The sequence below is a fragment of the Flavobacterium sp. W1B genome (genome assembly GCF_047344965.1).
In the GTDB taxonomy this organism is placed as follows: Bacteria; Bacteroidota; Bacteroidia; order Flavobacteriales; family Flavobacteriaceae; genus Flavobacterium.
Genome location: NZ_CP178845.1, coordinates 1,734,945 through 1,756,115 on the forward strand (window position 1 = coordinate 1,734,945; position 21,171 = coordinate 1,756,115).

Below are 21,171 nucleotides of genomic sequence, written 5' to 3' on the forward strand. Positions count from 1 at the left end.
TTTTTAGACACAAATTCAAGAATTTTCAAATTGTGAAAAATAAAATTTGTGAATTCGTGGCTAATATAGTTTTTTTGCGGTTTATTAATTTGTTGTATTAATGAAAGCTAATCTATTTTAGTATTTTTGCCAAAAAACAGACCCAATGATTGATATTGATTACCTTAATTTTCTTGAAAATATTCTAACTGACAATCGTAAAGAACGCTTTTTGAAAGTATTGGAAAACAGGACTAATCATTTTACCATTGCTGTCGAGGATGTTTTTCAGATGCACAATACCAGTGCGGTGATGCGCAGTTGCGAGGTTTTTGGAATCCAGGAATTGAATGTTATCGAACAGCGTTACGGCAAAAGTATCGACAAGGAAATTGCAATGGGTGCCCAAAAATGGGTGGATATTAATGCTTTCGATAGTGTTTCGAATTGCCTGGATACGCTGAAAAACAAAGGTTACCAGATAATTGCCACCACGCCACATGAAAATGACTGCCTGTTGGAAGATTTTGATATTTCAAAACCCAGCGCCTTGTTTTTTGGAACGGAAAGAGATGGCTTGTCGGAGGAAATTTTGCAACGTGCCGATGGTTTTCTTAAAATCCCGATGGTGGGTTTTACCGAAAGTTTGAATATTTCAGTTTCGGCTGCGATTATCATTCAGAATTTGACTAACAGACTGCGAAGTTCAAATATCGATTGGCAGTTGTCTGAAGAAGAGATTTTGGTAAAAAGATTGGCTTGGGCCAGAAATTCCATAAAAGACATCAAAAGAATCGAAGCACGTTATTTTGAAGAAAATCCAAGGTAATTAGGATTGATTTACATAAAATAGCGGAGAAACTTCTAATTCCTCTACATTTTAAGGCTGAAAATTATTTTCAGTTATTCTAAAATATTTTTATATTTTTACTTGTAACTAATTAATTTTTAATTAGTTGTGTTTTTGTTGTGAAGATGTAATTTTTTAGAATATTAATGTAAAGTAAATAAATCATGTGGAAAATAGTAAAAACCGTATTTGTAGCATTGATCCTAATTGTTATTGTAGGTTTATTGTTTGTCAGATTTGCTTTGCCTAATGTTGGTGAGGCAGAATATTTAAAAGTTGATGTTAGTCCGGAACGTATAGCAAGAGGAGAGTATTTAGCCAATAGTGTGGCTGTTTGCGTAGATTGCCATTCTGAACGGGATTGGAGTAGGTATTCTGGACCTTTGATTCCGGGTACGATGGGTAAAGGCGGGGAGATTTTTGATCAAAAAATTGGTTTTCCCGGTAGCTTTTATGCAAGAAATATTACTCCATATGGGATTGGTAATTGGACGGATGGCGAAATTTTGAGGGCTATTTCAAGCGGTGTCAGTAAAGATGGTTCGGCATTATTTCCGGTGATGCCTCATCCTAATTATGGAAAAATGGATAAAGAGGATCTAATCTCGATTATTGCTTATTTGAGGACTTTTAAACCAATTAAAAATGATGTGCCTAAATCTAAGGCTGATTTTCCAATGAATTTTATTATCAATACGATTCCTCAAAAAGCAAGTTTTTCTAAAATACCGGATACTAAAAATACACTAGTTTATGGGGAATATTTGTACAATGCTGCGGCTTGTTTTGAATGTCATACCAAAAAAGATAAAGGCGCTCCTGTTGCCGGAATGGAATTGGCAGGTGGTTTTGAATTTCCAATGCCGACTGGTGGAGTAATTCGTTCGGCAAATATCACTCCAGATAAAGAAACAGGTATTGGCAATTGGTCCGAACAGCAATTTGTATCTCGTTTTAAAATATATGGCGACAGTACTTTTGTTCCTGAAAAAGTTGAAAAAGGAGATGCCAACACCATTATGCCTTGGACTATGTATGGCAAAATGAAAACAGAGGATTTGAAAGCCATTTATGCCTATCTTAGAACGATAAAACCAATCAAAAACGAAGTCGTCAAGTTTTCAAAATCATGATTTTAATTTTGAATTAGGTAATTGCCGATTTATAGAATAGATTTTTTATCATAAGCAATAGATAAAATTAAAACCCCCAATTACGAAAGTAGTTGGGGGTTTTGCATTTCACAGATTAGAATCTGTTATTTGGATTTATTCATTAACGATAACCCATTCTCCAGAAGCTAATAGACTTTCTGCTTTTTTGTATTTCATCGTTTCCGTTTTTCCGGTAGCTACTTGTTTGATAGTTACATTGTCATTACGGTTGATTTTTGGCATATCTCTAACGATAGTTTCAGTAACTTGTCGTTGTTGCGTTTCGCCTGCTTCACGATTTGCAGCTTCACTATTAGGAATTTCGTCTTTGCTTAATTGCAATTTTTCTTTTGGTCGAACTTCTTCTCTAGCTTCTTGAATTTCCGGAGCGCTTTGTTGTGGTAGATCTCCTTTGAATAAGAATGAAATTACCTCTTTGTTTACTCCGTTCAACATACCGTTAAATAAGTTGAAGGCTTCGAATTTGTAGATAAGCAATGGGTCTTTTTGTTCGTGAACGGCTAATTGAACCGATTGTTTCAATTCGTCCATTTTACGAAGGTGTTTTTTCCAAGCTTCATCAACAATTGCCAAAGTGATATTTTTCTCGAAATCGGCAACTAATTGTTTTCCTTCGGAATCATACGCTTTTTTCAAATCAGTCACCACGTTCAATGATTTTACACCATCGGTAAATGGAACTACAATGCGTTCGAATTGGTTGTTTTTATCCTCGTAAACATTTTTGATAATTGGAAATGCTTCTCTGGCGCTACGTTCGGTTTTTTCGTTGTAGTATTTTAAAGCTTCTTTGTAAACTTTGCCTGTTAATTCTATTTCTGTCAATCTCGCAAAATCAGCTTCGGTAACCGGAGAAGTAATAGAGAAATAACGGATTAAATCAAATTCGAAAGTTTTGAAGTCAGTTGTACCCTTAGTGTCCTGAACAATAAGCTCACAAGTATCATACAACATATTTGCAATATCCAGTTTCAAACGCTCTCCGAATAATGCATGACGACGACGTTTGTAAACTACTTCACGTTGTGCATTCATTACATCATCATATTCTAACAAACGTTTACGAACTCCAAAGTTGTTTTCTTCTACTTTTTTCTGAGCACGTTCGATAGATTTTGTCATCATCGAATGTTGGATAACTTCTCCTTCTTCGAGTCCCATTCTGTCCATTACTTTGGCTACTCTTTCAGAACCAAATAAACGCATCAGGTTGTCTTCAAGAGAAACATAAAACTGAGAGCTTCCCGGATCTCCTTGACGACCTGCACGACCACGCAACTGACGGTCAACACGACGGGAATCATGACGTTCTGTACCTACAATTGCCAATCCGCCTGCTGCTTTTACTTCGGCAGATAATTTAATATCCGTTCCACGACCCGCCATATTGGTTGCAATAGTAACCACTCCGGCTTTTCCTGCTTCCTCAACGATTTGGGCTTCTTGTTTGTGCATTTTTGCATTTAATACATTATGCGTAACACCTCTCATTTTAAGCATTCGGCTTAATAATTCCGAAATCTCAACAGAAGTAGTACCAATAAGAACCGGTCTTCCTGCATTAGATAATTGGGTTACATCTTCAATAACGGCATTGAATTTTTCACGAGTCGTTTTATAAATAAAATCCTCTTTGTCTTGTCTTGAAATTGGTCTGTTAGTAGGGATTTCTACTACGTCCAATTTGTAGATTTGCCATAACTCACCTGCTTCGGTAACAGCTGTTCCTGTCATACCACCAAGTTTGTTGTACATTCTGAAATAATTCTGAAGCGTTACAGTTGCAAAAGTTTGAGTAGCCGCTTCAATTTTTACATTTTCTTTGGCTTCAATCGCTTGGTGTAATCCGTCTGAATAACGACGGCCGTCCATGATACGACCTGTTTGCTCATCGACAATCATAATTTTGTTGTCCATGATTACATATTCAACATCTTTTTCAAAAAGGCTGTAGGCCTTCAAAAGTTGTGTTAAAGTATGGATACGCTCACTTTTGATACCGAAATCTTGGAATAATCTTTCTTTTTCTTCCGCTTCAGTGTCTTTGTCAAGCTTTTTCTTTTCGATGATGGCAATTTCGGTTCCAATATCCGGAAGCACGAAAAAGTCAGCATCAGTATCTCCAGAAAGGAATTTGATTCCGTTATCGGTCAATTCCACCTGATTATTTTTTTCTTCAATCACAAAATACAAGGCTTCATCAATCTTGTGCATTTCGCGATTGTTGTCCTGCATATATTGGTTTTCTGTTTTTTGAAGTAATTGTCTTATTCCTTCTTCACTCAAAAACTTAATCAAAGCTTTGTTTTTAGGCAAACTTCTGTAGGCTCTTAAAAGCAAGAAACCACCTTCTTTAGTATTTCCTTCTTTGATTAATTTTTTAGCTTCTGATAAAAAACCATTTGCAAGTTGACGTTGTAGGCCAACTAAGTTTTCGATCTTTGGTTTTAGCTCATTAAACTCATGACGGTCACCTTGAGGAACCGGACCAGAGATAATCAATGGCGTTCTGGCGTCATCAATCAAAACAGAATCCACCTCATCGACAATCGCATAATTGTGTTTTCTTTGCACCAAGTCATTTGGTGAATGTGCCATATTATCTCTCAAATAGTCAAAACCAAATTCGTTGTTGGTTCCGTAAGTGATATCAGCTTCGTAGGCTTTTCTTCTTTCGTCAGAATTAGGTTGGTGATTATCGATACAATCTACGGTCATACCATGGAACTCAAACAAAGGAGCTTTCCAAGTACTGTCACGTTTTGCCAAATAATCATTCACGGTTACTAAATGCACTCCGTTTCCGGTCAAGGCATTCAAGTATAGCGGCAAAGTTGCCACTAATGTTTTTCCTTCACCCGTTTGCATTTCTGCAACTTTCCCTTGGTGCAATACCATACCTCCAATCAATTGAACATCATAATGAATCATGTCCCAAGTGATCTCTTTTCCGGCAGCGTTCCATTTGTTTTGCCAGATAGCATTGTCTCCATCAAGAGAAACATAGGTTTTAGTTCCAGAAAATTCTCTGTCTTTAGCAGTAGCAGTTACCGTAATTTGAGAGTTGTCTTTAAAACGTCTTGCTGTTTCTTTGACTACGGCAAATGCCTCAGGAAGAATTTCTAATAATGTTTTTTCAGAGATTTCGTAAGCTTCTTTCTCTAAGGTGTCTATTGCGTTATAGATGTCTTCACGCTTGTCAATGTCTTCAATTTCTTCTACTTCTTGTTGAAGTGCAGCAATCTTAGTGTCAATTCCAGCTCTGGCATGTTTTAGCTGATCTTTGAAGAAATAGGTGCGCGCTCTTAATTCATCGTGTGATAATGTAATTAAGTTACTTTCAAAGGTTTTAATTTTGTTTAAGTAAGGCTGTAGGGCTTTGACATCTTTCTCGGATTTGTCTCCAACAAAGGCTTTAATAATGCTATTTATGAAACTCATAATATATTTGTATTTCTAATTTATTTTATAGCTGTAAATTTAACCAAAAAAAAAGCCTCTTTTGAGACTTTTTCTTGGGTAATTTTTTTAATATTCATCCTCATTCCAAAGATAATCTTCGTCAGTTGGGTAATCCGGCCAAATTTCTTCCATTGATTCATATATTTCGCCTTCATCCTCTATAGATTGAAGGTTTTCTACTACTTCTAATGGTGCTCCTGCACGTATAGCGTAGTCAATAAGTTCGTCTTTGTTAGCAGGCCACGGTGCATCACTAAGGTAGGATGCTAATTCTAATGTCCAATACATCTTTTGTCGATTTAGTTTTGTGCAAAAATAAAATTTTTACTGAAAAAGGCAAGTAAAAATTCATTTATTTTAAAAAAAGTTAAGAACGTGCTGTTGATTGCTGATTTTTTAACTCGGATTAACGATGTTTGATTGAAGAAAATCTAAAATTTTATTTCCTCGGAATCCATTGTACTTCTTCAGCGTTCAAATCATGGGACAACTTTCGTGCCAATACAAAAAGGTAGTCAGAAAGTCGGTTTAGGTACTTGATTGCGATCTCGGCAACGGCTTCATTATGGCTTAAATGAACAGCTAAACGCTCGGCACGACGGCAAACACAACGTGCTATATGACAATATGACACAGTAGTATGCCCTCCGGGTAAGACGAAATGAGTCATTGGCGGGAGTTCATTTTCCATTGCATCGATTTCGTTTTCCAATAATTCGATGTCTGATTCTATGATTCCGAGTTTTTTCAAACGAAGTTCTCCGTTTTTCATCACTTCTTTTTCGGGAGGTGTGGCAATAATGGCGCCTATGGTAAACAATCGATCCTGTACTTCAATCAGGATTTTCTTGTAATGTGTATTCATTTCCTGATCTCGGATTAATCCGATATGTGAATTCAGTTCGTCAACGGTGCCGTAACTTTCAATACGGATATGATCTTTTGGGACTCTGGTTCCTCCAAAAAGAGCTGTCGTTCCTTTGTCCCCGGTTTTTGTATATACTTTCATTTTTGCTTTATTGTTTGTTTGCGGATTCGATGATTGTTCGGAATCACAACAAATTTAGGGTATTAATTCGACTATTTTGCTAAAAAATCCTTTGCAGAGTCTGTAATGAAAATGAAATGCAGGCAGGGTTTATTGCATTTTGGGATGCAATAATTTGTTTTTAAAATTGGGTAGAAACGATTGCCCTAGCCCGGATAGAAGTGAAAATCTTTTTCTTGAATCTTCTAACACTAATAAGTCAGAAAGATTCAAGAAAAGATTGTAACGGATAGCCGGATAAGCTCCCGAAAAAACTATTTTGTAATATCGCTTTCAACGATTCCATCTCGCAAGCGAATGATTCGGTGTGCGTGTTCGGCAATTTCCTCCTCGTGAGTAACTAGGATTACCGTGTTGCCATTAGCGTGAATCTCATCAAAAAGGGTCATGATTTCAAGAGAGGTCTTGCTGTCTAGATTCCCCGTAGGTTCATCGGCAAGAATGATCGAAGGGCTGTTTACTAAGGCTCTGGCTACAGCCACACGCTGGCGTTGTCCTCCCGAAAGTTGATTCGGATGGTGATCCATTCTGTCAGATAATCCCACTTGTGTCAGGACTTCTTTGGCTCTAAGATGCCTTTCAGATTTAGAATGACCAGCATAAATCATAGGCAAGGCCACATTGTCTAGCGCCGTTGTTCGGGGCAAAAGGTTGAAAGTTTGGAAAACAAAACCAATTTCTTTGTTTCGTATTTCGGCCAGTTCATCATCTTTCATGTGGCTAACATCTTTATTGTTCAAGATGTAAGTTCCCGAAGTTGGTGTGTCTAAACATCCCAAAAGATTCATTAAGGTAGATTTTCCTGATCCCGAAGGTCCCATTAATGCTACATATTCGCCTTTGTTTATTTCTAAATCAATGCCTTTTAGGACATAGACAATTTCATTTCCAAGAACAAAATTTCTCTTGATGTCGGTTATTTTTATTAATGGATTTGCCATTTACAGATACAATTGATAGATTATGATTTCTCGTTTTTAAAAGTACAAAAGACTTTTGAATTAGAGATAAGTTGCTAAAAATACATTTTTGTTACAAAAGTAATGGAAAACTCACAATAGGAATTGATAACTAACTCAAAAAAAAATGACAACCGGTTATGGATGTCATTTTTTAGGTTTTAAAAGCAAGCTAGAAATTAGTCAGCTATTTTGTAAATTGATGTTATTTCTTTAAATATCGCATCGACATCAATATTTAAATCAATTAGTTTTCCGGTGTGAATATCAAAAACCCAACCGTAAACTTTTAGATTTCGTTGTCTGTTTGCTCTTTGTACCTCTGCGGTTTTGATCACATTAATACATTGTTCTTGAACATTAAGTTCAACTAATCTTTTATATTTTTCGCCTTCATCCGTTATAGCATCAAGTTCATTTCTATGAAGTCTATAGACATCACGAATGTTTCTTAACCAAGGGTTTAATATCCCTAAATCGGCTTGTTGCATGGCGGCAAGTACACCACCGCAGCCATAATGACCGCAAACTACGATGTGATTTACTTTTAGACTTGTTACGGCATAATTAATAACTGACATGGAATTCAGGTCGGTATTAGGAACCATATTTGCAATATTTCGGTGTACAAAAACTTGTCCAGGTTCTAATCCCATCAGGTCTTCGGCAGAAACGCGACTGTCTGAACAACCAATGTATAGGAATTCTGGAGTCTGTCCATCGGCTAATTTATCAAAATAATGATCATCGCTTTGAAGCTTTTTTGCAATCCAATTGCGGTTATTCTCGAATATTTGTTTGATGTCCATGTGGTATATTTAGATTGCAAATATAATAATCTATGCGCGAATGATGAAATGTTCTTTTGGTTGTTCTCGTCTAAAAAACACCAATCCCCACTGAAACGTATCGATAGTTACCGTAACTTTTGGATGTTTTTTTATGATTTCCCAAACTTCTTCCATTTCCGCAGACCAATGAATATCGTCAAGAATCCAAACGCTATCGTTAGTTATCGTTGGCAATAAAAGTTCAAAATAATCTAAGGTTGCTTGTTTTTGATGGTTACCGTCAAAATAAATCAGATTGAAGATCTTAGATTTTAGATTTTCAGAATGTAAATAATTGTCGAATTCAGTTACTTGAAATTCTATATTGTTGCAGTTGATCTTTTGCAGTTGATTTTTCGCAATTGCTGCTGTCTCGTGACAACCTTCGAGCGTTGTTATTTTAGCATTTTGATTTCCTAACGAATGTGCAGAAGTCGCCAATCCCAACGAAGTGCCGATTTCTAAAATTGTATCAGGCTGAAAATATTTTGTAATTCTAAATAATAATTTCGCTCTTTTTGGGCTAATTCCGGCGGTTTGCGCAATTTGCGCAATTTGTCTTTTATTAGATTTAAAAACTTTCGATCCTGCGCCAAAATCGGTTACTTCAACATAATTCTTATTCCTTAAAAGTGAGTTTCGATATTCCCGTAAAATCGAATATTCCGGTTTGGGTTTTCGGTCATAGAAGCATTTGGTCAACAAATTAAAGACAAACGGAGAATGCACTGCATGTTCGTTCTTAGAGTGCCAAAGGAATTTTAGATAGGATTTTATTTGAAATAGCATATAGGCTTATTACACGAAGTCTTATTAAGTAGCTGCGAAGATACAAAAAAGGGACTAGGCGATAAGGAGAAATAAATAGTCGGCATTTAGTCAGCAGATTTTGATTTTAAGACTTTGAAACATAAAGACTTTAAAGCTTATATTTGCGGCCTTGGTATTTTTGCCAAGATTGATATATGTTTTTATGATGTTGAAGGAAGAAATAGATACGGCTACTGTAATTAGTGCGGAAGAAATAGGTAAATGTATCGCCATATTGGAGCAATTGGTAGCAAATACGGATCAGATATTTGACATTGATAAAGACCAAAGAACCGCCTTGATTAAAGCCGCGGGAATGTTTTCCAGACCAGACCGTGACGAGCTTTCTCGCAGAAAAAAGGACGGGAAACTAGTTGCCAAACGCAAAAAAGAAAAGCAAGACAGGACGGCAAGAAAAGAAACCGGAATTCGTCATGCCCGTGAAGCAAGCGTTTTTGTGGCGCCAAAATTATTGGCTTTCAATGATCTTGCTCATAAAGAACAATTGGAACTGGAAACCCCTAGGAATTGTTACGTATGTAAAACGGAATTTACCAAAATGCACCATTTTTACGATACGATGTGTACCGATTGTGGCGATTTTAATTACGCTAAGCGTTTTCAAACTGCTGATGTAAAAGGACAAATTGCGGTTATTACGGGTTCTCGTTTAAAAATAGGTTATCATATCACTTTGATGCTTTTGCGTGGAGGAGCGACCGTTATTGCGACGACTCGTTTTCCGGTGGATTCGGCTTTGCGGTTTTCAGATGAACCCGATTTCATGGAGTGGGGGCATCGCCTAAAAATTCATGGATTGGATTTAAGACATATTCCAAGTGTCGAAATCTTTTGCAATTTTATTGAACAAAAGTACGGACGATTGGATATTCTGATCAACAATGCGGCGCAAACCGTGCGACGACCTTCGGGATTCTATACGCATTTAATGGAAAACGAAGAACGCCCAATAAACTCTTTGCCGCAACAAGCACAAGAATTATTGTTGGATCATACCGATTGTCTGGATGAACTAAAAGTGTTGACCTCGGGAGTTTCCTCTAATCAAAATATGCCAGTGACCTGGCACGGACCCGAACCAGGAATCGGTTTGCGGGCTTCCGCCAAATTATCCCAGATTCCCTATTCTTTTGACAATGCGCTGGTGGCAAATGAAGTTTTCCCCGAAGGAGAACTTGATGCCGACTTGCAGCAAGTGGATTTGAGGAAAACCAATAGCTGGCGATTGAAGTTGGGACAAATAGAAACCACCGAAATGATAGAAGTGCAATTGGTGAATTCGGTTGCGCCTTTTGTGTTGTGTAACCGCCTTTCGGAAGTGATGAAAAAAGACAATACAGGCCAAAAACACATCATAAATGTTTCGGCCATGGAAGGGAAGTTTCATCGCTTTTTTAAAGAGGCGCGCCATCCGCATACCAATATGGCCAAAGCAGCTTTGAATATGCTTACCCATACCGCCTCGGGAGAATTGGCAAAAGAAGGTATTTTTATGAATGCCGTAGATACAGGTTGGGTAACTGACGAAGATCCTGCAGAATTAGCCAAAAAGAAACAAGAATTGGAAGATTTTCAACCGCCACTAGACATTGTGGATGGTGCTGCGCGAGTTATGGATCCCTTGTTTGACGGGATTAATACCGGCAAGCATTGGTGCGGGAAATTCTTGAAAGATTATAACCCAATTCCTTGGTAAAAGTATTTTAACTTATTAAGGTTGAGTATAAAGAATAATAGAAGCAAACCACAACAGAATTTGATTTTGTTGTGGTTTTTTGTTGTTGCTATTTGATGTGTGTATAGTTTTTATCTATCATAAAAATAATTTAGATAAGGAATTTTGTGCTAAATTAGCATTCAAACTCTAAAAAATTAAAATCAAACACAATATGGAAAATAACAATAATGGAAATGGTGAAAGTAAATGCCCGTTTTCGGGTGGTACTACAAAGCAAGGTGCAGCTAATGGAACACAAAACCAAAATTGGTGGCCAAATCAACTAAAAGTTGATGTTTTACGTCAGCATTCATCAAAATCTAACCCAATGGGTGAAGAATTTGATTATGCGGAAGCGTTTAAGTCACTCGATTTAGAAGCTGTAAAAAAAGATCTTCATGCCTTAATGACAGATTCTCAAGATTGGTGGCCTGCTGATTTTGGACATTATGGACCATTTTTTATTCGTATGGCTTGGCATAGTGCAGGTACATACCGCGTGCAAGACGGACGTGGTGGTGCAGGTGAAGGGCAACAACGTTTTGCTCCATTAAATTCATGGCCAGACAACGTATCGTTGGATAAAGCACGTCGTTTAATTTGGCCAATAAAACAAAAATATGGCAATAAAATTTCTTGGGCTGATTTAATTATCCTTACAGGGAATATTGCTTTAGAATCTATGGGATTCAAAACATTAGGTTTCGCCGGTGGTCGCGCTGATGTTTGGGAACCAAATATGGATGTATATTGGGGTTCTGAAAAAATATGGTTAGAAGAAAGCGGTGGTCCTAATACCCGTTATACTGGAGAGAGAGATTTAGAAAATCCTTTAGCTGCTGTTCAAATGGGATTAATCTACGTGAATCCAGAAGGACCAGACGGAAATCCTGATCCACTTTTAGCTGCTCACGATATTAGAGATACTTTTGCCCGTATGGCAATGAATGATGAAGAAACTGTTGCATTAATTGCAGGTGGCCACACATTCGGAAAAACACACGGTGCCTCTACCGTAGATCATGTAGGTAAAGAACCAGAAGCTGTTGGAATGGAACAGCAAGGTCTTGGATGGCATAATAGCTTCGGGACTGGTAAAGGTGGTGACACCATTAGTTCAGGGCTTGAAGTTACTTGGAGTAGTAAACCAACAGAATGGACTAACTTATTCTTCGAATATTTATTAGACTTTGATTGGGAATTAACTAAAAGTCCAGCGGGTGCTCATCAATGGGTTGCTACAAATGTTGAAGCGATTACTCCAGATGCGCACGATCCAAACAAAATGCACAAACCAACGATGTTAACGACAGATTTATCGCTACGATTTGATCCTGAATATGCAAAAATATCAAAAAGATTCCGCGAAAATCCAGATCAATTTGCTGATGCTTTTGCTAAAGCTTGGTTCAAATTAACACACCGCGATATGGGACCTCGTGAGCGTTATTTAGGAGCAGACGTTCCTAAAGAAGAGTTCACTTGGCAAGATCCTGTTCCTGCTATAGATCACGAATTAGTTGATGCTACTGATATTGCTGCTTTAAAATCTCAAATCTTAGGATTAGGTTTATCAGTTTCAGAATTAGTAGCTACTGCTTGGGCTTCTGCATCAACATTTAGAGGTTCTGATAAACGTGGTGGTGCAAATGGAGCACGTGTTCGTTTAGAGCCACAAAGAAGTTGGGAAGTAAACAATCCAGTTCAATTAAATAAAGTTTTAACAGCTTTAGAAAGTGTTCAAAGTCAATTTAATGCTTCAAACGGATCTAAAAAAGTTTCTATAGCCGATTTAATCGTATTAGCAGGTAATGTTGCTGTTGAAAAAGCGGCACAAGATGCAGGAACAACTGTTGCAGTCCCATTTACTGCTGGTCGTACTGATGCTACTCAAGAGCAAACTGACATTGACTCTGTTGGATACTTAAAGACTGCTGCTGATGGTTTTAGAAACTACAGAAAAAACAGAAGTGCTGTTTCTACTGAGGAATTATTAATTGACAAAGCGCAATTGCTAACATTAACTTCTCCTGAATTAACTGTTTTAGTTGGTGGTTTGAGAGTTTTAGATACAAACTTTGACGGAACTAAACATGGCGTATTAACCAATCGTCCAGGAAAATTAACGACAGATTTCTTCGTTAATTTATTAGATATGGCTACAGCTTGGAAAGCGATGGACGAAAGCAAAGAAATCTATATTGGTACAGATCGTAAAACGGGTCAACCAAAATGGACAGGAACTCGTGCTGATTTAGTATTCGGTTCTAATTCTGAGTTGAGAGCTGTTGCTGAAGTATACGCCAGTGCTGATGCTCAGAATAAATTTGTAAATGATTTTGTTGCAGCTTGGACAAAAGTAATGAACGCAGATCGTTTTAATCTAGTATAATTTCTTATTGCTTAAAGAGGTCTTAGAAATAATTATAAAAAAGAACCACAACAGAATCTGATTTTGTTGTGGTTTTTTCTTTGTTGCTTCATTTTACGGGCACGAAAAAGTTTCAGCAAAATTGTTGTGAAATATCCGAGAAGCCAGGTTTTTGGAAATTATTGTTGCTTTTTTTTCAATTCTTTAAAATTTATCGCAATTGGGATTGCAATAATAATCGGTATTTGCCTCTTTAGTTCAATATAAGAAAAGAATTCGGTCAGAGTGATAGTTTCCCCACAGATTAATTTCTTTATCGGGTCATATAAACAGATTAGCGTGAAACCTAAAGTCATAATAAGCATCAAGAATAGAGTCTTGACTATGAAGTTTTTTCGGTTTTCATTCAGTTTGATGGTTTGTCTCATTTATGGTAGTTTATTTAGTTTACAAGAAACATTTTTTTTTAAATTTATATTTTCGACTCATTACTTTTGTTTGCAGGTATGAGCAGGGGTATTTCGGATGTGTGCTTTTAGTAATAGTTTTGAATTGTTAATGTTAGCAAGATTTAGTTTAAAAAATATTATTTTGTAATAAATATTAGATCAATTCAATTGATAGCTTTAAATCGCTTCATTTCTTCAAGTGGTTCAATAGAATTGTAATCTTTCCATATTTTAGAATCATAGGCTTTTATATTTATAAATTTAAAATCTTCCTCCTTGATTTTTTCGATTGTAGTAGCTGCTGTTTTTGAGTTTGATACATTAAGAAATTCTGTTTTTGTACTTGAATTTCCTTCTAATTTTATATCTAAAGCGAGCACGTCTTTTTCGTTATTTGTTAATTCAATAAATTTCAAAGGTCGGTTGATATAAAAATATTGCCCTTTTTCTACAGTTGCATAATGTAAGTAATATCCGTTTTCGTTAGATTTTTTCTTGTATATTGTGGTTCCTTTGTGAATGTTTTCAGAGGCTTTAATGCCTAAAAGGAGTTTCATGTTAAAATTATTTAATTTTTCGCCTATGTCTAAGTTGTATTCTGCTCTTATGACTGCATAATCGGTTTCAGAAATATATAACTTACCTACATATTTTGCTTTACTTTTTCGAGGTTTAAAATTGAGTACGTAAGCAAATTCATTATCATCGGTATATGTTGTTCCTTCATAACTATAATTGTAGAGCTCTGGTTTATTGATGAAATTAAATTTAGTACTCGATAAAAAATTATTTTCAGCCATAAATGAATTAAGACTAATTTTAGTTGTAGTAAGCTGGTTTTTTATGTCTTTTGTTTTATTCTTATTTTTTTTCTGATTGAAATCTTTTCGTAACGAAATTGTATCGCGTGAGCCAAAAAGGCCACTTTTTACTCGGTAATATTTAGTTGAATCTAAATGTTGCAGCATGGTATTTATGGCTGTTTTTTGCAACTCATCTGAGGAAAGGGAGCTACCCTCATTTTTTAATTTAGTTGCTTTTAAAACATCCAGTTTTGATATAAATACAAGCTTATCTTCCTTTTTTGTATTTGTAGTGTAGTAATTGCAAAGGATGTCAGTGAATTCTTGTGGAGGATACGAAATTAAGTTTTTAGTAAAGTTTTTTATATCAGTATTCACTTTTTTGAGTGCAAGTTTTGTAAATCCGGTAGACTTGTCTATCTCTACTTCAATATTTTTTGGATTAAAATAATTAGACCTCCGATAGAATAACATTGCTTTCGAAGCTGAAGCATCGCTTTTGTAATTTCTAACCAAATTTACTTTGACATTTGCCATAATCTCATAAGGATTCGGTTTTTTATTGGATACATTAACATCACTAAGTTCAAAAATACCTGGAACAAGTGAGATTGTAAATTCTAATTTTTTTAATGTACTAATAGTTAATTGTTGATTAATATATCCCAAATACGAAATGGTAAGCATCGTATCATTTTGACTATTATTTTCTGAAAGAGTAAAATAGCCCTCGGCATTTGAAACAATATTTTCGGATTCGTTAACTTTTATGTTAGCATATGGAATACTTTCCCGTGTTTTAGCATCAATAATTTTGCCTTTGATGTTCTGAGCAACTCCTAGCTGGAATAAGAATACAATGAAAATAGAATTAATAATTATCTGTTTCATTTTGTTAATTTATTGGGTTGTATTAATTGTTTAGATGGGTGCTGTACAATTATTGACTTATATTTAAGACAAAAGTCATTGTTCTTGTTTTCAAATATAATGGATGTTAGATTATGAATTAGAGAATATTTATTAATTTGTTGTTAATTTTCTTACTAAATATAGACTCGTTTTATTTTCATAAAAAATAAACCCCAACACTTTCAGACATTATCTCTAAAAGTATTGGGGTTTTTCTATAATTATAAAAGAGAATTTTTATCCTTCCATTTTCGCGCTCAATTCAAACCAGCGTTCCTCTTTGGTCTCCATTTTATTGATGAGGTTTTGCAATTCACTGGCTTTCTTTTCGATGCTGTCATCTGCCACCTTGCCGTCTGCAAAAAGTTGTTCGATAGTCGCTTTTTGAGCCTCCAAATCCTTAATTTCTTTTTCTATTTTTTGAAATTCTTTCTGCTCGTTGAAAGTTAAATTTCCAGTTGGATTATTTTGTTTCCAGTCTTTCTTCTCGGCTTTATTTTCTTCTTTTTGGGCTACATCGGCACTGTCTTCGTAGGCTCTAAAGTCAGAATAGTTTCCAGGGAAATCTTCTACGACTCCTTGTCCTCTAAAGATAAACAAGTGATCGACGATTTTATCCATGAAATAACGGTCGTGCGAAACCACCACCAAACATCCCGGATAATCCAAAAGGAAGCTTTCCAAAACGTTCAAGGTCACGATGTCCAAATCGTTAGTAGGCTCATCCAGAATCAGGAAGTTCGGGTTCTGAATCAAAACCGTACACAAGTACAAACGTTTCAATTCCCCACCACTCAAACGATCCACAAAATCATATTGTTTTTTGGCGTCAAAAAGGAAACGCTCCAACAATTGTGAAGCCGAAATGATTTTTCCTTTCATCAACGGAATAAATTCGCCGTATTCCTTGATGACGTCAATCACGCGCTGTCCCGGTTTTGGGTTGATTCCACTTTGGGTATAATAACCTACTTTTATGGTTTCGCCCATGATCACTTTTCCGGAATCCAAAGGTAAAGTTCCGGTCAATAAATTCAAGAAAGTCGATTTTCCGGTTCCGTTTTTCCCGATGATTCCAATGCGTTCCCCACGTTGGAAATCGAAACTGAAATTATCCATGATCACATGATCCTTAAATTTTTTGGAGATTTTGTGAAGCTCGATAATCTTGCTTCCCATGCGCTCCATGTTAATTTCAAGTTCCACTTTATTTTCGCGACGGCGACTTTGCGCTTTTTCCTTAATGTCGTAAAAATCATCCTGACGCGATTTCGATTTGGTCGTTCTCGCTTTCGGCTGACGGCGCATCCATTCCAGTTCTTTCACGAAAAGGTTTTGCGCTTTGTCTACACTCGCATTTTCAGAGGCAATTCGTTCTTCTTTTTTCTCTAAATAATAAGAGTAATTTCCTTTGTAGGAATATAGTTTTCCGTTGTCTAATTCCAGGATTTCATTACAAACGCGTTCCAAAAAGAAACGGTCGTGCGTCACCATAAACAGCGTAATGTTTTCTTTTGCAAAATAACTTTCCAACCATTCAATCATCTCCAGATCCAAATGATTTGTAGGTTCATCCAAGATTAACAAGTCCGGACGATTGATCAAAATGATAGCTAGCGACAAACGTTTTTTCTGTCCACCCGAAAGGTTTTTTACTTTCAGTTTAAAGTCTTCCAACTTCAGTTTGAATAAAATTTGCTTGTATTGGGTTTCAAAATCCCAGGCATTGTGCTGATCCATTCCATCAAAAGCTTTTTGGTAAGCTTCTTCATCTTCGGGATTTTCCAACGCTTTTTCGTATTGTTCAATGACTTTCAAAATCTCATTATCCGAAGCAAAAATACTTTCCTCAATGGTCAGTTCGTCCTGTAAATTGTTGTTTTGCGACAAAAAAGCCATTCGGATGCCTTTTCTTAGCACCACCTGTCCGCCATCTGGTTCTTCCAGACCGTTGATGATGCTCATAATGGTGGTTTTTCCCGAGCCGTTCTTGGCTATAAAGGCAATTTTTTGGTCTTTGTTTATCCCAAAAGAAATGTTTTCAAAAAGCGTTCTTTCTCCAAAAGATTTGGATATATTTTCGACTGATAAGTAATTCACAAGTGTAGTTTTTTGCAAAAGTAAGCTATTTATATGGAGTTGTTGCAATTCTGTTACTTAGAGTATAAAGCTGTAAGATAATTAGGAGCGAATGATCGGGCTTTTTTGCAGGTATCGTTCCCGCTTTTTGTTTCAATCCTCGCTAAAAAGCTCGGGATTTTTACTTCAATCGGGGCTGTTAGTTTAAAATTCGGGAATTTTTAGAAAGCTTTGGGTAATCAGTTTTTTAGATTTTGGATGCTAACCGAAGCAATTTCTAATTGAGATCCAGCAACAGGATTGTAGTTCACAAAATTGAATTTACATAGATTGTGAATATTCAGGAGTTTTCCGTCCGGTTTTCCGTCTTGTCTAAAATGAGACCAGGGAATTTGTATTGTTGTAAATTGATTGGGCGAAGCCGGAACATCTACACGCGGATGCGAGCCGCCATGAACACAACCACTTTCTTCTTCATTGCCTTCTCGGGCTTGTAGTTTTATCAGTTGCGAGGATTTATAAGTAATGGAAACATATTCAGAATTTTTAGGAATGTTAGTAGGTATTCCGTCATTAGATTCCGAATTGCTAATCATGACATTCAACTCGATTGCGCCCACCGGATTGTTTTTTGCGGTTATTCTGATAATTCCTTTTGATTTCCGAGTATTGTTTAAGAAATTTTGATTCTCTATAGTTGGTCCGGAAATGTACCAAGTGTTTGTGGTAACAAGATTGTTGGCATCTTTAGGAGTTGTTTTTTTGTTAGAGCCACAACTAATGCCACTTAATAACACTATCGTAAAAAGTAGGCATAGCCATTTTTTTAATTGACTGATTTTTATGTTTTTTTGTGGCGATTAGAAAAACAAATATAGTTTTCTTAGCGAATTAATTGAGGTTTTTTGAAATGCTTTAAGGAGTTTTAAATTGTAAAAGGATGCATCAATTCAGGTTTAGAATTATTTTTTTGGGATGTAAATACTATTAAAATTATTTTCGTGAAGATAGAAATGAAATTATTTATTCTTCGCTCTTAGACAAGGTTTTAAAGGGTAAATGATTTTGTTATTGCAAAAAAAAAGCTTCATTTCCCGGTTTAAAAACGGAAAAAATGGTATTTTCGTCATGGAATTAAAGAAAGACAGCTCTTAAAATGCTTATGGGTAAGTTTTTGTTTTCTTCCAAGAATGTGTTAATTTTATGAAATCGTTAAAAAATAATAGATTAACAGTGATAATAGCATCAAAACATACTGATTTTTTAATAGGATAAGCTAATTCTAATGAAAATGGGTTTTGGGTGCGAAAAAATCGTGAAAAATTACATTTAATGTAATTTATATTTGAAATATTTATTAATTTCGCAAACTGAAAACAAAAACTACCTTTTAGGTTAACGATATGGCAAGATTTGAATTAAAGCTTCCAAAAATGGGAGAAAGCGTCGCAGAAGCAACCATTACAAATTGGTTAAAAGAAGTGGGAGACAAAATTGAAGCTGATGAGGCAGTACTTGAAATTGCAACCGATAAGGTTGACAGCGAAGTGCCTAGTGAAGTTAGCGGTGTTTTGGTAGAAAAATTGTTTGATAAAGATGATTTGGTGCAGGTAGGGCAAACAATTGCGATTATTGAAACAGAAGGTGGAGTATCAGGTTCTGAAACTAATGAAGAAGTTGTTCCGGCTGCTGTTGCCGAAGTAGCAAAAACGGTTGAAGCGGCCAAAGAAAGTGTTGCTGCTGTAGCTTCGGGTTCAACTGATTTTTCGGATTCGGATAAATTCTTTTCTCCATTGGTGAAAAATATAGCCAAAGAAGAAGGTGTTTCGGTTGCTGAGTTAGAAATGATTAATGGCACCGGAAAAGAAGGAAGAGTTACTAAAAATGATATTTTAGATTACGTAAAAAATAGAGGAAATAAAGCGGTGGCGACTCCGGTTAAAACTGTTGAGACTCCAAATGCAGTTCCAGTGGCTCAAAAAGCGGCTCCAGTTTCTATAAGTGGAGGTGATGAGATTGTTGAAATGGATAGAATGCGCAAGTTGATTGCAGGTTATATGGTTGCTTCGGTGCAAACTTCGGCTCACGTACAATCTTTTATTGAGGTTGATGTGACGAATATTGTGAAATGGAGAGAGAAACATAAAAATGCTTTCGAAAAGAGAGAAGGAGAGAAGCTGACTTATACGCCGATCTTCATGGAAGCTGTTGCAAAAGCGCTGAAAGATTATCCAGGAATGAATATTTCTGTTGATGGTGATTTTATCATCAAAAAGAAAAATATTAATTTAGGTATGGCAGCTTCATTGCCAAACGGAAACTTAATTGTTCCGGTTATTAAAAATGCGGATCAACTGAATTTGGTTGGTATGGCAAAAGCGGTAAATGATTTAGGAGGTCGTGCAAAGGCTGGAAAATTAAAACCGGATGATACTCAAGGCGGAACCTATACGGTTACAAATGTGGGGACTTTTGGAAGTGTTTTTGGAACACCAATTTTGAATCAGCCGCAGGTGGGGATTTTAGCTCTTGGAGCAATCCGTAAAATGCCTGCAGTTATCGAAACTCCAGAAGGTGATTTTATTGGTATTCGTCAAAAGATGTTCCTTTCGCATAGTTACGATCATCGTGTTGTAGATGGCGCTCTAGGAGGAAGTTTTGTGAAACGCGTTGCTGAATATTTAGAGGCATTTGATGTAAATAGAGATTTTTAAAAAAAAATATAGAATTACTTGAAAACCCGACAGAATTTTTAGAATCTGTCGGGTTTTGTTTTTTATAAGCTTTATTATTTAAGAAAAAGACTAGGCTTTTGGAGGGGGTGATCTTTTGAAATTTGGTGGTTAAAAAGCGGTGAAGCTAAAATTTTCGGGAAAATAGCGAGTGAATTTCAGCTTTAAAATTTACATTTGTATTATTATAAAAATAGAAAATGGAACTCAAATTAAATAAACCCATCTGCTTTTTTGACCTGGAAACTACGGGAATTGACATTGGAAAAGACAGGATTGTTGAGATATCAATATTTAAAGTTTTTCCTAACGGAAATAAAGAAAGTAAAACCTGGTTGGTGAATCCTACGATTCCAATTCCACCGCAAACAACGGCGGTTCACGGAATCACAGATGAGAAAGTAGCTAATGAGCCTACTTTTAATGAGTTGGCTTCACAGGTTTATAACTTGATTAAAGACAGTGATTTGGCTGGTTTTAATTCGGATCGTTTTGATATTCCTTTGTTGGCGGAAGAATTGCTTCGTGCCGGCGTAGATTTCGATATGAAAAACAGAGTTTCTGTTGATGTTCAGACTATTTTTCATAAAATGGAAGAGCGTACTTTATCTGCGGCACTTAAATTTTATTGCGGTAAAGGATTGGAAAATGCACATTCTGCCGAGGCGGATACTATGGCGACTTATGAAATATTAAAAGCGCAAATAGAACGTTATCCGGAATTGGAAAATGATGTGAAGTCGTTGTCGGAATTTTCGACTAGGAAAAAAATTGCCGATTTTGCAGGAATGATTGCTTTTGATAAAGAAGACAATGAAATTTTTGCTTTCGGAAAACATAAAGGAGTAAAGGTAGATACTGTTTTGGAAAATGAACCGGGTTATTTTAGTTGGATACAAAATGCTGATTTTCCTTTGTATACCAAGAAAGTATTGACCGCTATTAAATTGAGAAAACTGAATACTAAAAACTAA

15 protein-coding genes are annotated in these 21,171 nt (G+C 36.1%); 6 read left to right on the forward strand and 9 right to left on the reverse strand.

The window, feature by feature from the left end:
• Positions 1 to 145 precede the first annotated feature (145 nt).
• Together ACMDB5_RS07545 and ACMDB5_RS07550 are read left to right on the forward strand one after the other, a co-directional pair.
• Positions 146 to 808 carry a TrmH family RNA methyltransferase gene (locus tag ACMDB5_RS07545; protein WP_413997654.1) on the forward strand — a complete coding sequence of 221 codons (663 nt, stop codon included), beginning with the start codon at positions 146 to 148 and terminating at the stop codon, positions 806 to 808.
• 185 nt (positions 809 to 993) lie between these two features.
• Complete coding sequence (locus ACMDB5_RS07550; protein ID WP_413997655.1) at positions 994 to 1,962, forward strand: c-type cytochrome; 969 nt, start codon at positions 994 to 996, stop codon at positions 1,960 to 1,962.
• Between the two features lie 135 nt (positions 1,963 to 2,097).
• On the opposite strand, the gene secA is transcribed toward ACMDB5_RS07550, so the two are convergent.
• The 6 genes from secA to ACMDB5_RS07580 form a co-directional block, all read right to left on the reverse strand.
• Complete coding sequence (gene secA, locus ACMDB5_RS07555) at positions 2,098 to 5,445, reverse strand: preprotein translocase subunit SecA (RefSeq protein WP_413997656.1); 3,348 nt, start codon at positions 5,443 to 5,445, stop codon at positions 2,098 to 2,100.
• A gap of 87 nt (positions 5,446 to 5,532) precedes the next feature.
• Positions 5,533 to 5,754: a DUF2795 domain-containing protein gene (locus tag ACMDB5_RS07560; protein ID WP_007138072.1), complete on the reverse strand. Its 222-nt coding sequence runs from the start codon at positions 5,752 to 5,754 to the stop codon at positions 5,533 to 5,535.
• Positions 5,755 to 5,905: 151 nt separating this feature from the next.
• Positions 5,906 to 6,475, reverse strand: coding sequence for a cob(I)yrinic acid a,c-diamide adenosyltransferase (locus ACMDB5_RS07565; protein WP_413997657.1), 570 nt, complete (start codon positions 6,473 to 6,475; stop codon positions 5,906 to 5,908).
• A gap of 293 nt (positions 6,476 to 6,768) precedes the next feature.
• Positions 6,769 to 7,455, reverse strand: a complete 687-nt coding sequence (locus ACMDB5_RS07570; RefSeq protein ID WP_413997658.1) for an ABC transporter ATP-binding protein — start codon at positions 7,453 to 7,455, stop codon at positions 6,769 to 6,771.
• Positions 7,456 to 7,652: 197 nt separating this feature from the next.
• Positions 7,653 to 8,282: a carbonic anhydrase gene (locus tag ACMDB5_RS07575; protein WP_413997659.1), complete on the reverse strand. Its 630-nt coding sequence runs from the start codon at positions 8,280 to 8,282 to the stop codon at positions 7,653 to 7,655.
• Between the two features lie 30 nt (positions 8,283 to 8,312).
• Positions 8,313 to 9,092 (reverse strand): O-methyltransferase, encoded by a 780-nt coding sequence (locus tag ACMDB5_RS07580; protein ID WP_413997660.1) that lies wholly within the window; start codon positions 9,090 to 9,092, stop codon positions 8,313 to 8,315.
• Between the two features lie 187 nt (positions 9,093 to 9,279).
• Here ACMDB5_RS07580 and ACMDB5_RS07585 point away from each other — a divergent pair, with 187 nt between their 5' ends.
• Positions 9,280 to 10,830 (forward strand): SDR family NAD(P)-dependent oxidoreductase, encoded by a 1,551-nt coding sequence (locus tag ACMDB5_RS07585; RefSeq protein ID WP_414000371.1) that lies wholly within the window; start codon positions 9,280 to 9,282, stop codon positions 10,828 to 10,830.
• A gap of 193 nt (positions 10,831 to 11,023) precedes the next feature.
• Positions 11,024 to 13,243: a catalase/peroxidase HPI gene (gene katG, locus ACMDB5_RS07590; protein WP_413997661.1), complete on the forward strand. Its 2,220-nt coding sequence runs from the start codon at positions 11,024 to 11,026 to the stop codon at positions 13,241 to 13,243.
• Positions 13,244 to 13,835: 592 nt separating this feature from the next.
• Here the strand turns inward: katG and ACMDB5_RS07595 are convergent.
• From ACMDB5_RS07595 to ACMDB5_RS07605, 3 genes are all read right to left on the reverse strand, one after another.
• Entirely contained in the window at positions 13,836 to 15,365 is a 1,530-nt protein-coding gene (locus tag ACMDB5_RS07595) for a carboxypeptidase-like regulatory domain-containing protein (RefSeq protein WP_413997662.1), read from the reverse strand.
• A gap of 258 nt (positions 15,366 to 15,623) precedes the next feature.
• Entirely contained in the window at positions 15,624 to 17,486 is a 1,863-nt protein-coding gene (locus tag ACMDB5_RS07600; RefSeq protein ID WP_413997663.1) for an ABC-F family ATP-binding cassette domain-containing protein, read from the reverse strand.
• 218 nt (positions 17,487 to 17,704) lie between these two features.
• Positions 17,705 to 18,262 carry a hypothetical protein gene (locus ACMDB5_RS07605; protein WP_413997664.1) on the reverse strand — a complete coding sequence of 186 codons (558 nt, stop codon included), beginning with the start codon at positions 18,260 to 18,262 and terminating at the stop codon, positions 17,705 to 17,707.
• Between the two features lie 606 nt (positions 18,263 to 18,868).
• On the opposite strand from ACMDB5_RS07605, the gene ACMDB5_RS07610 reads away from it, so the two are divergent.
• Both ACMDB5_RS07610 and ACMDB5_RS07615 read left to right on the forward strand, forming a co-directional pair.
• Positions 18,869 to 20,179: a dihydrolipoamide acetyltransferase family protein gene (locus tag ACMDB5_RS07610; protein WP_413997665.1), complete on the forward strand. Its 1,311-nt coding sequence runs from the start codon at positions 18,869 to 18,871 to the stop codon at positions 20,177 to 20,179.
• A 218-nt stretch (positions 20,180 to 20,397) separates the two neighbouring features.
• Complete coding sequence (locus tag ACMDB5_RS07615) at positions 20,398 to 21,171, forward strand: exonuclease domain-containing protein (RefSeq protein WP_413997666.1); 774 nt, start codon at positions 20,398 to 20,400, stop codon at positions 21,169 to 21,171.

Coding starts and splice junctions, on each gene's coding strand:
- ACMDB5_RS07545 (WP_413997654.1), top strand. CDS start 146: ATGATTGATATTGATTACCTTAATTTTCTTGAAAATATTCTAACTGAC.
- ACMDB5_RS07550 (WP_413997655.1), top strand. CDS start 994: ATGTGGAAAATAGTAAAAACCGTATTTGTAGCATTGATCCTAATTGTT.
- secA (WP_413997656.1), bottom strand. CDS start 5,445: ATGAGTTTCATAAATAGCATTATTAAAGCCTTTGTTGGAGACAAATCC.
- ACMDB5_RS07560 (WP_007138072.1), bottom strand. CDS start 5,754: ATGTATTGGACATTAGAATTAGCATCCTACCTTAGTGATGCACCGTGG.
- ACMDB5_RS07565 (WP_413997657.1), bottom strand. CDS start 6,475: ATGAAAGTATATACAAAAACCGGGGACAAAGGAACGACAGCTCTTTTT.
- ACMDB5_RS07570 (WP_413997658.1), bottom strand. CDS start 7,455: ATGGCAAATCCATTAATAAAAATAACCGACATCAAGAGAAATTTTGTT.
- ACMDB5_RS07575 (WP_413997659.1), bottom strand. CDS start 8,282: ATGGACATCAAACAAATATTCGAGAATAACCGCAATTGGATTGCAAAA.
- ACMDB5_RS07580 (WP_413997660.1), bottom strand. CDS start 9,092: ATGCTATTTCAAATAAAATCCTATCTAAAATTCCTTTGGCACTCTAAG.
- ACMDB5_RS07585 (WP_414000371.1), top strand. CDS start 9,280: ATGTTGAAGGAAGAAATAGATACGGCTACTGTAATTAGTGCGGAAGAA.
- katG (WP_413997661.1), top strand. CDS start 11,024: ATGGAAAATAACAATAATGGAAATGGTGAAAGTAAATGCCCGTTTTCG.
- ACMDB5_RS07595 (WP_413997662.1), bottom strand. CDS start 15,365: ATGAAACAGATAATTATTAATTCTATTTTCATTGTATTCTTATTCCAG.
- ACMDB5_RS07610 (WP_413997665.1), top strand. CDS start 18,869: ATGGCAAGATTTGAATTAAAGCTTCCAAAAATGGGAGAAAGCGTCGCA.
- ACMDB5_RS07615 (WP_413997666.1), top strand. CDS start 20,398: ATGGAACTCAAATTAAATAAACCCATCTGCTTTTTTGACCTGGAAACT.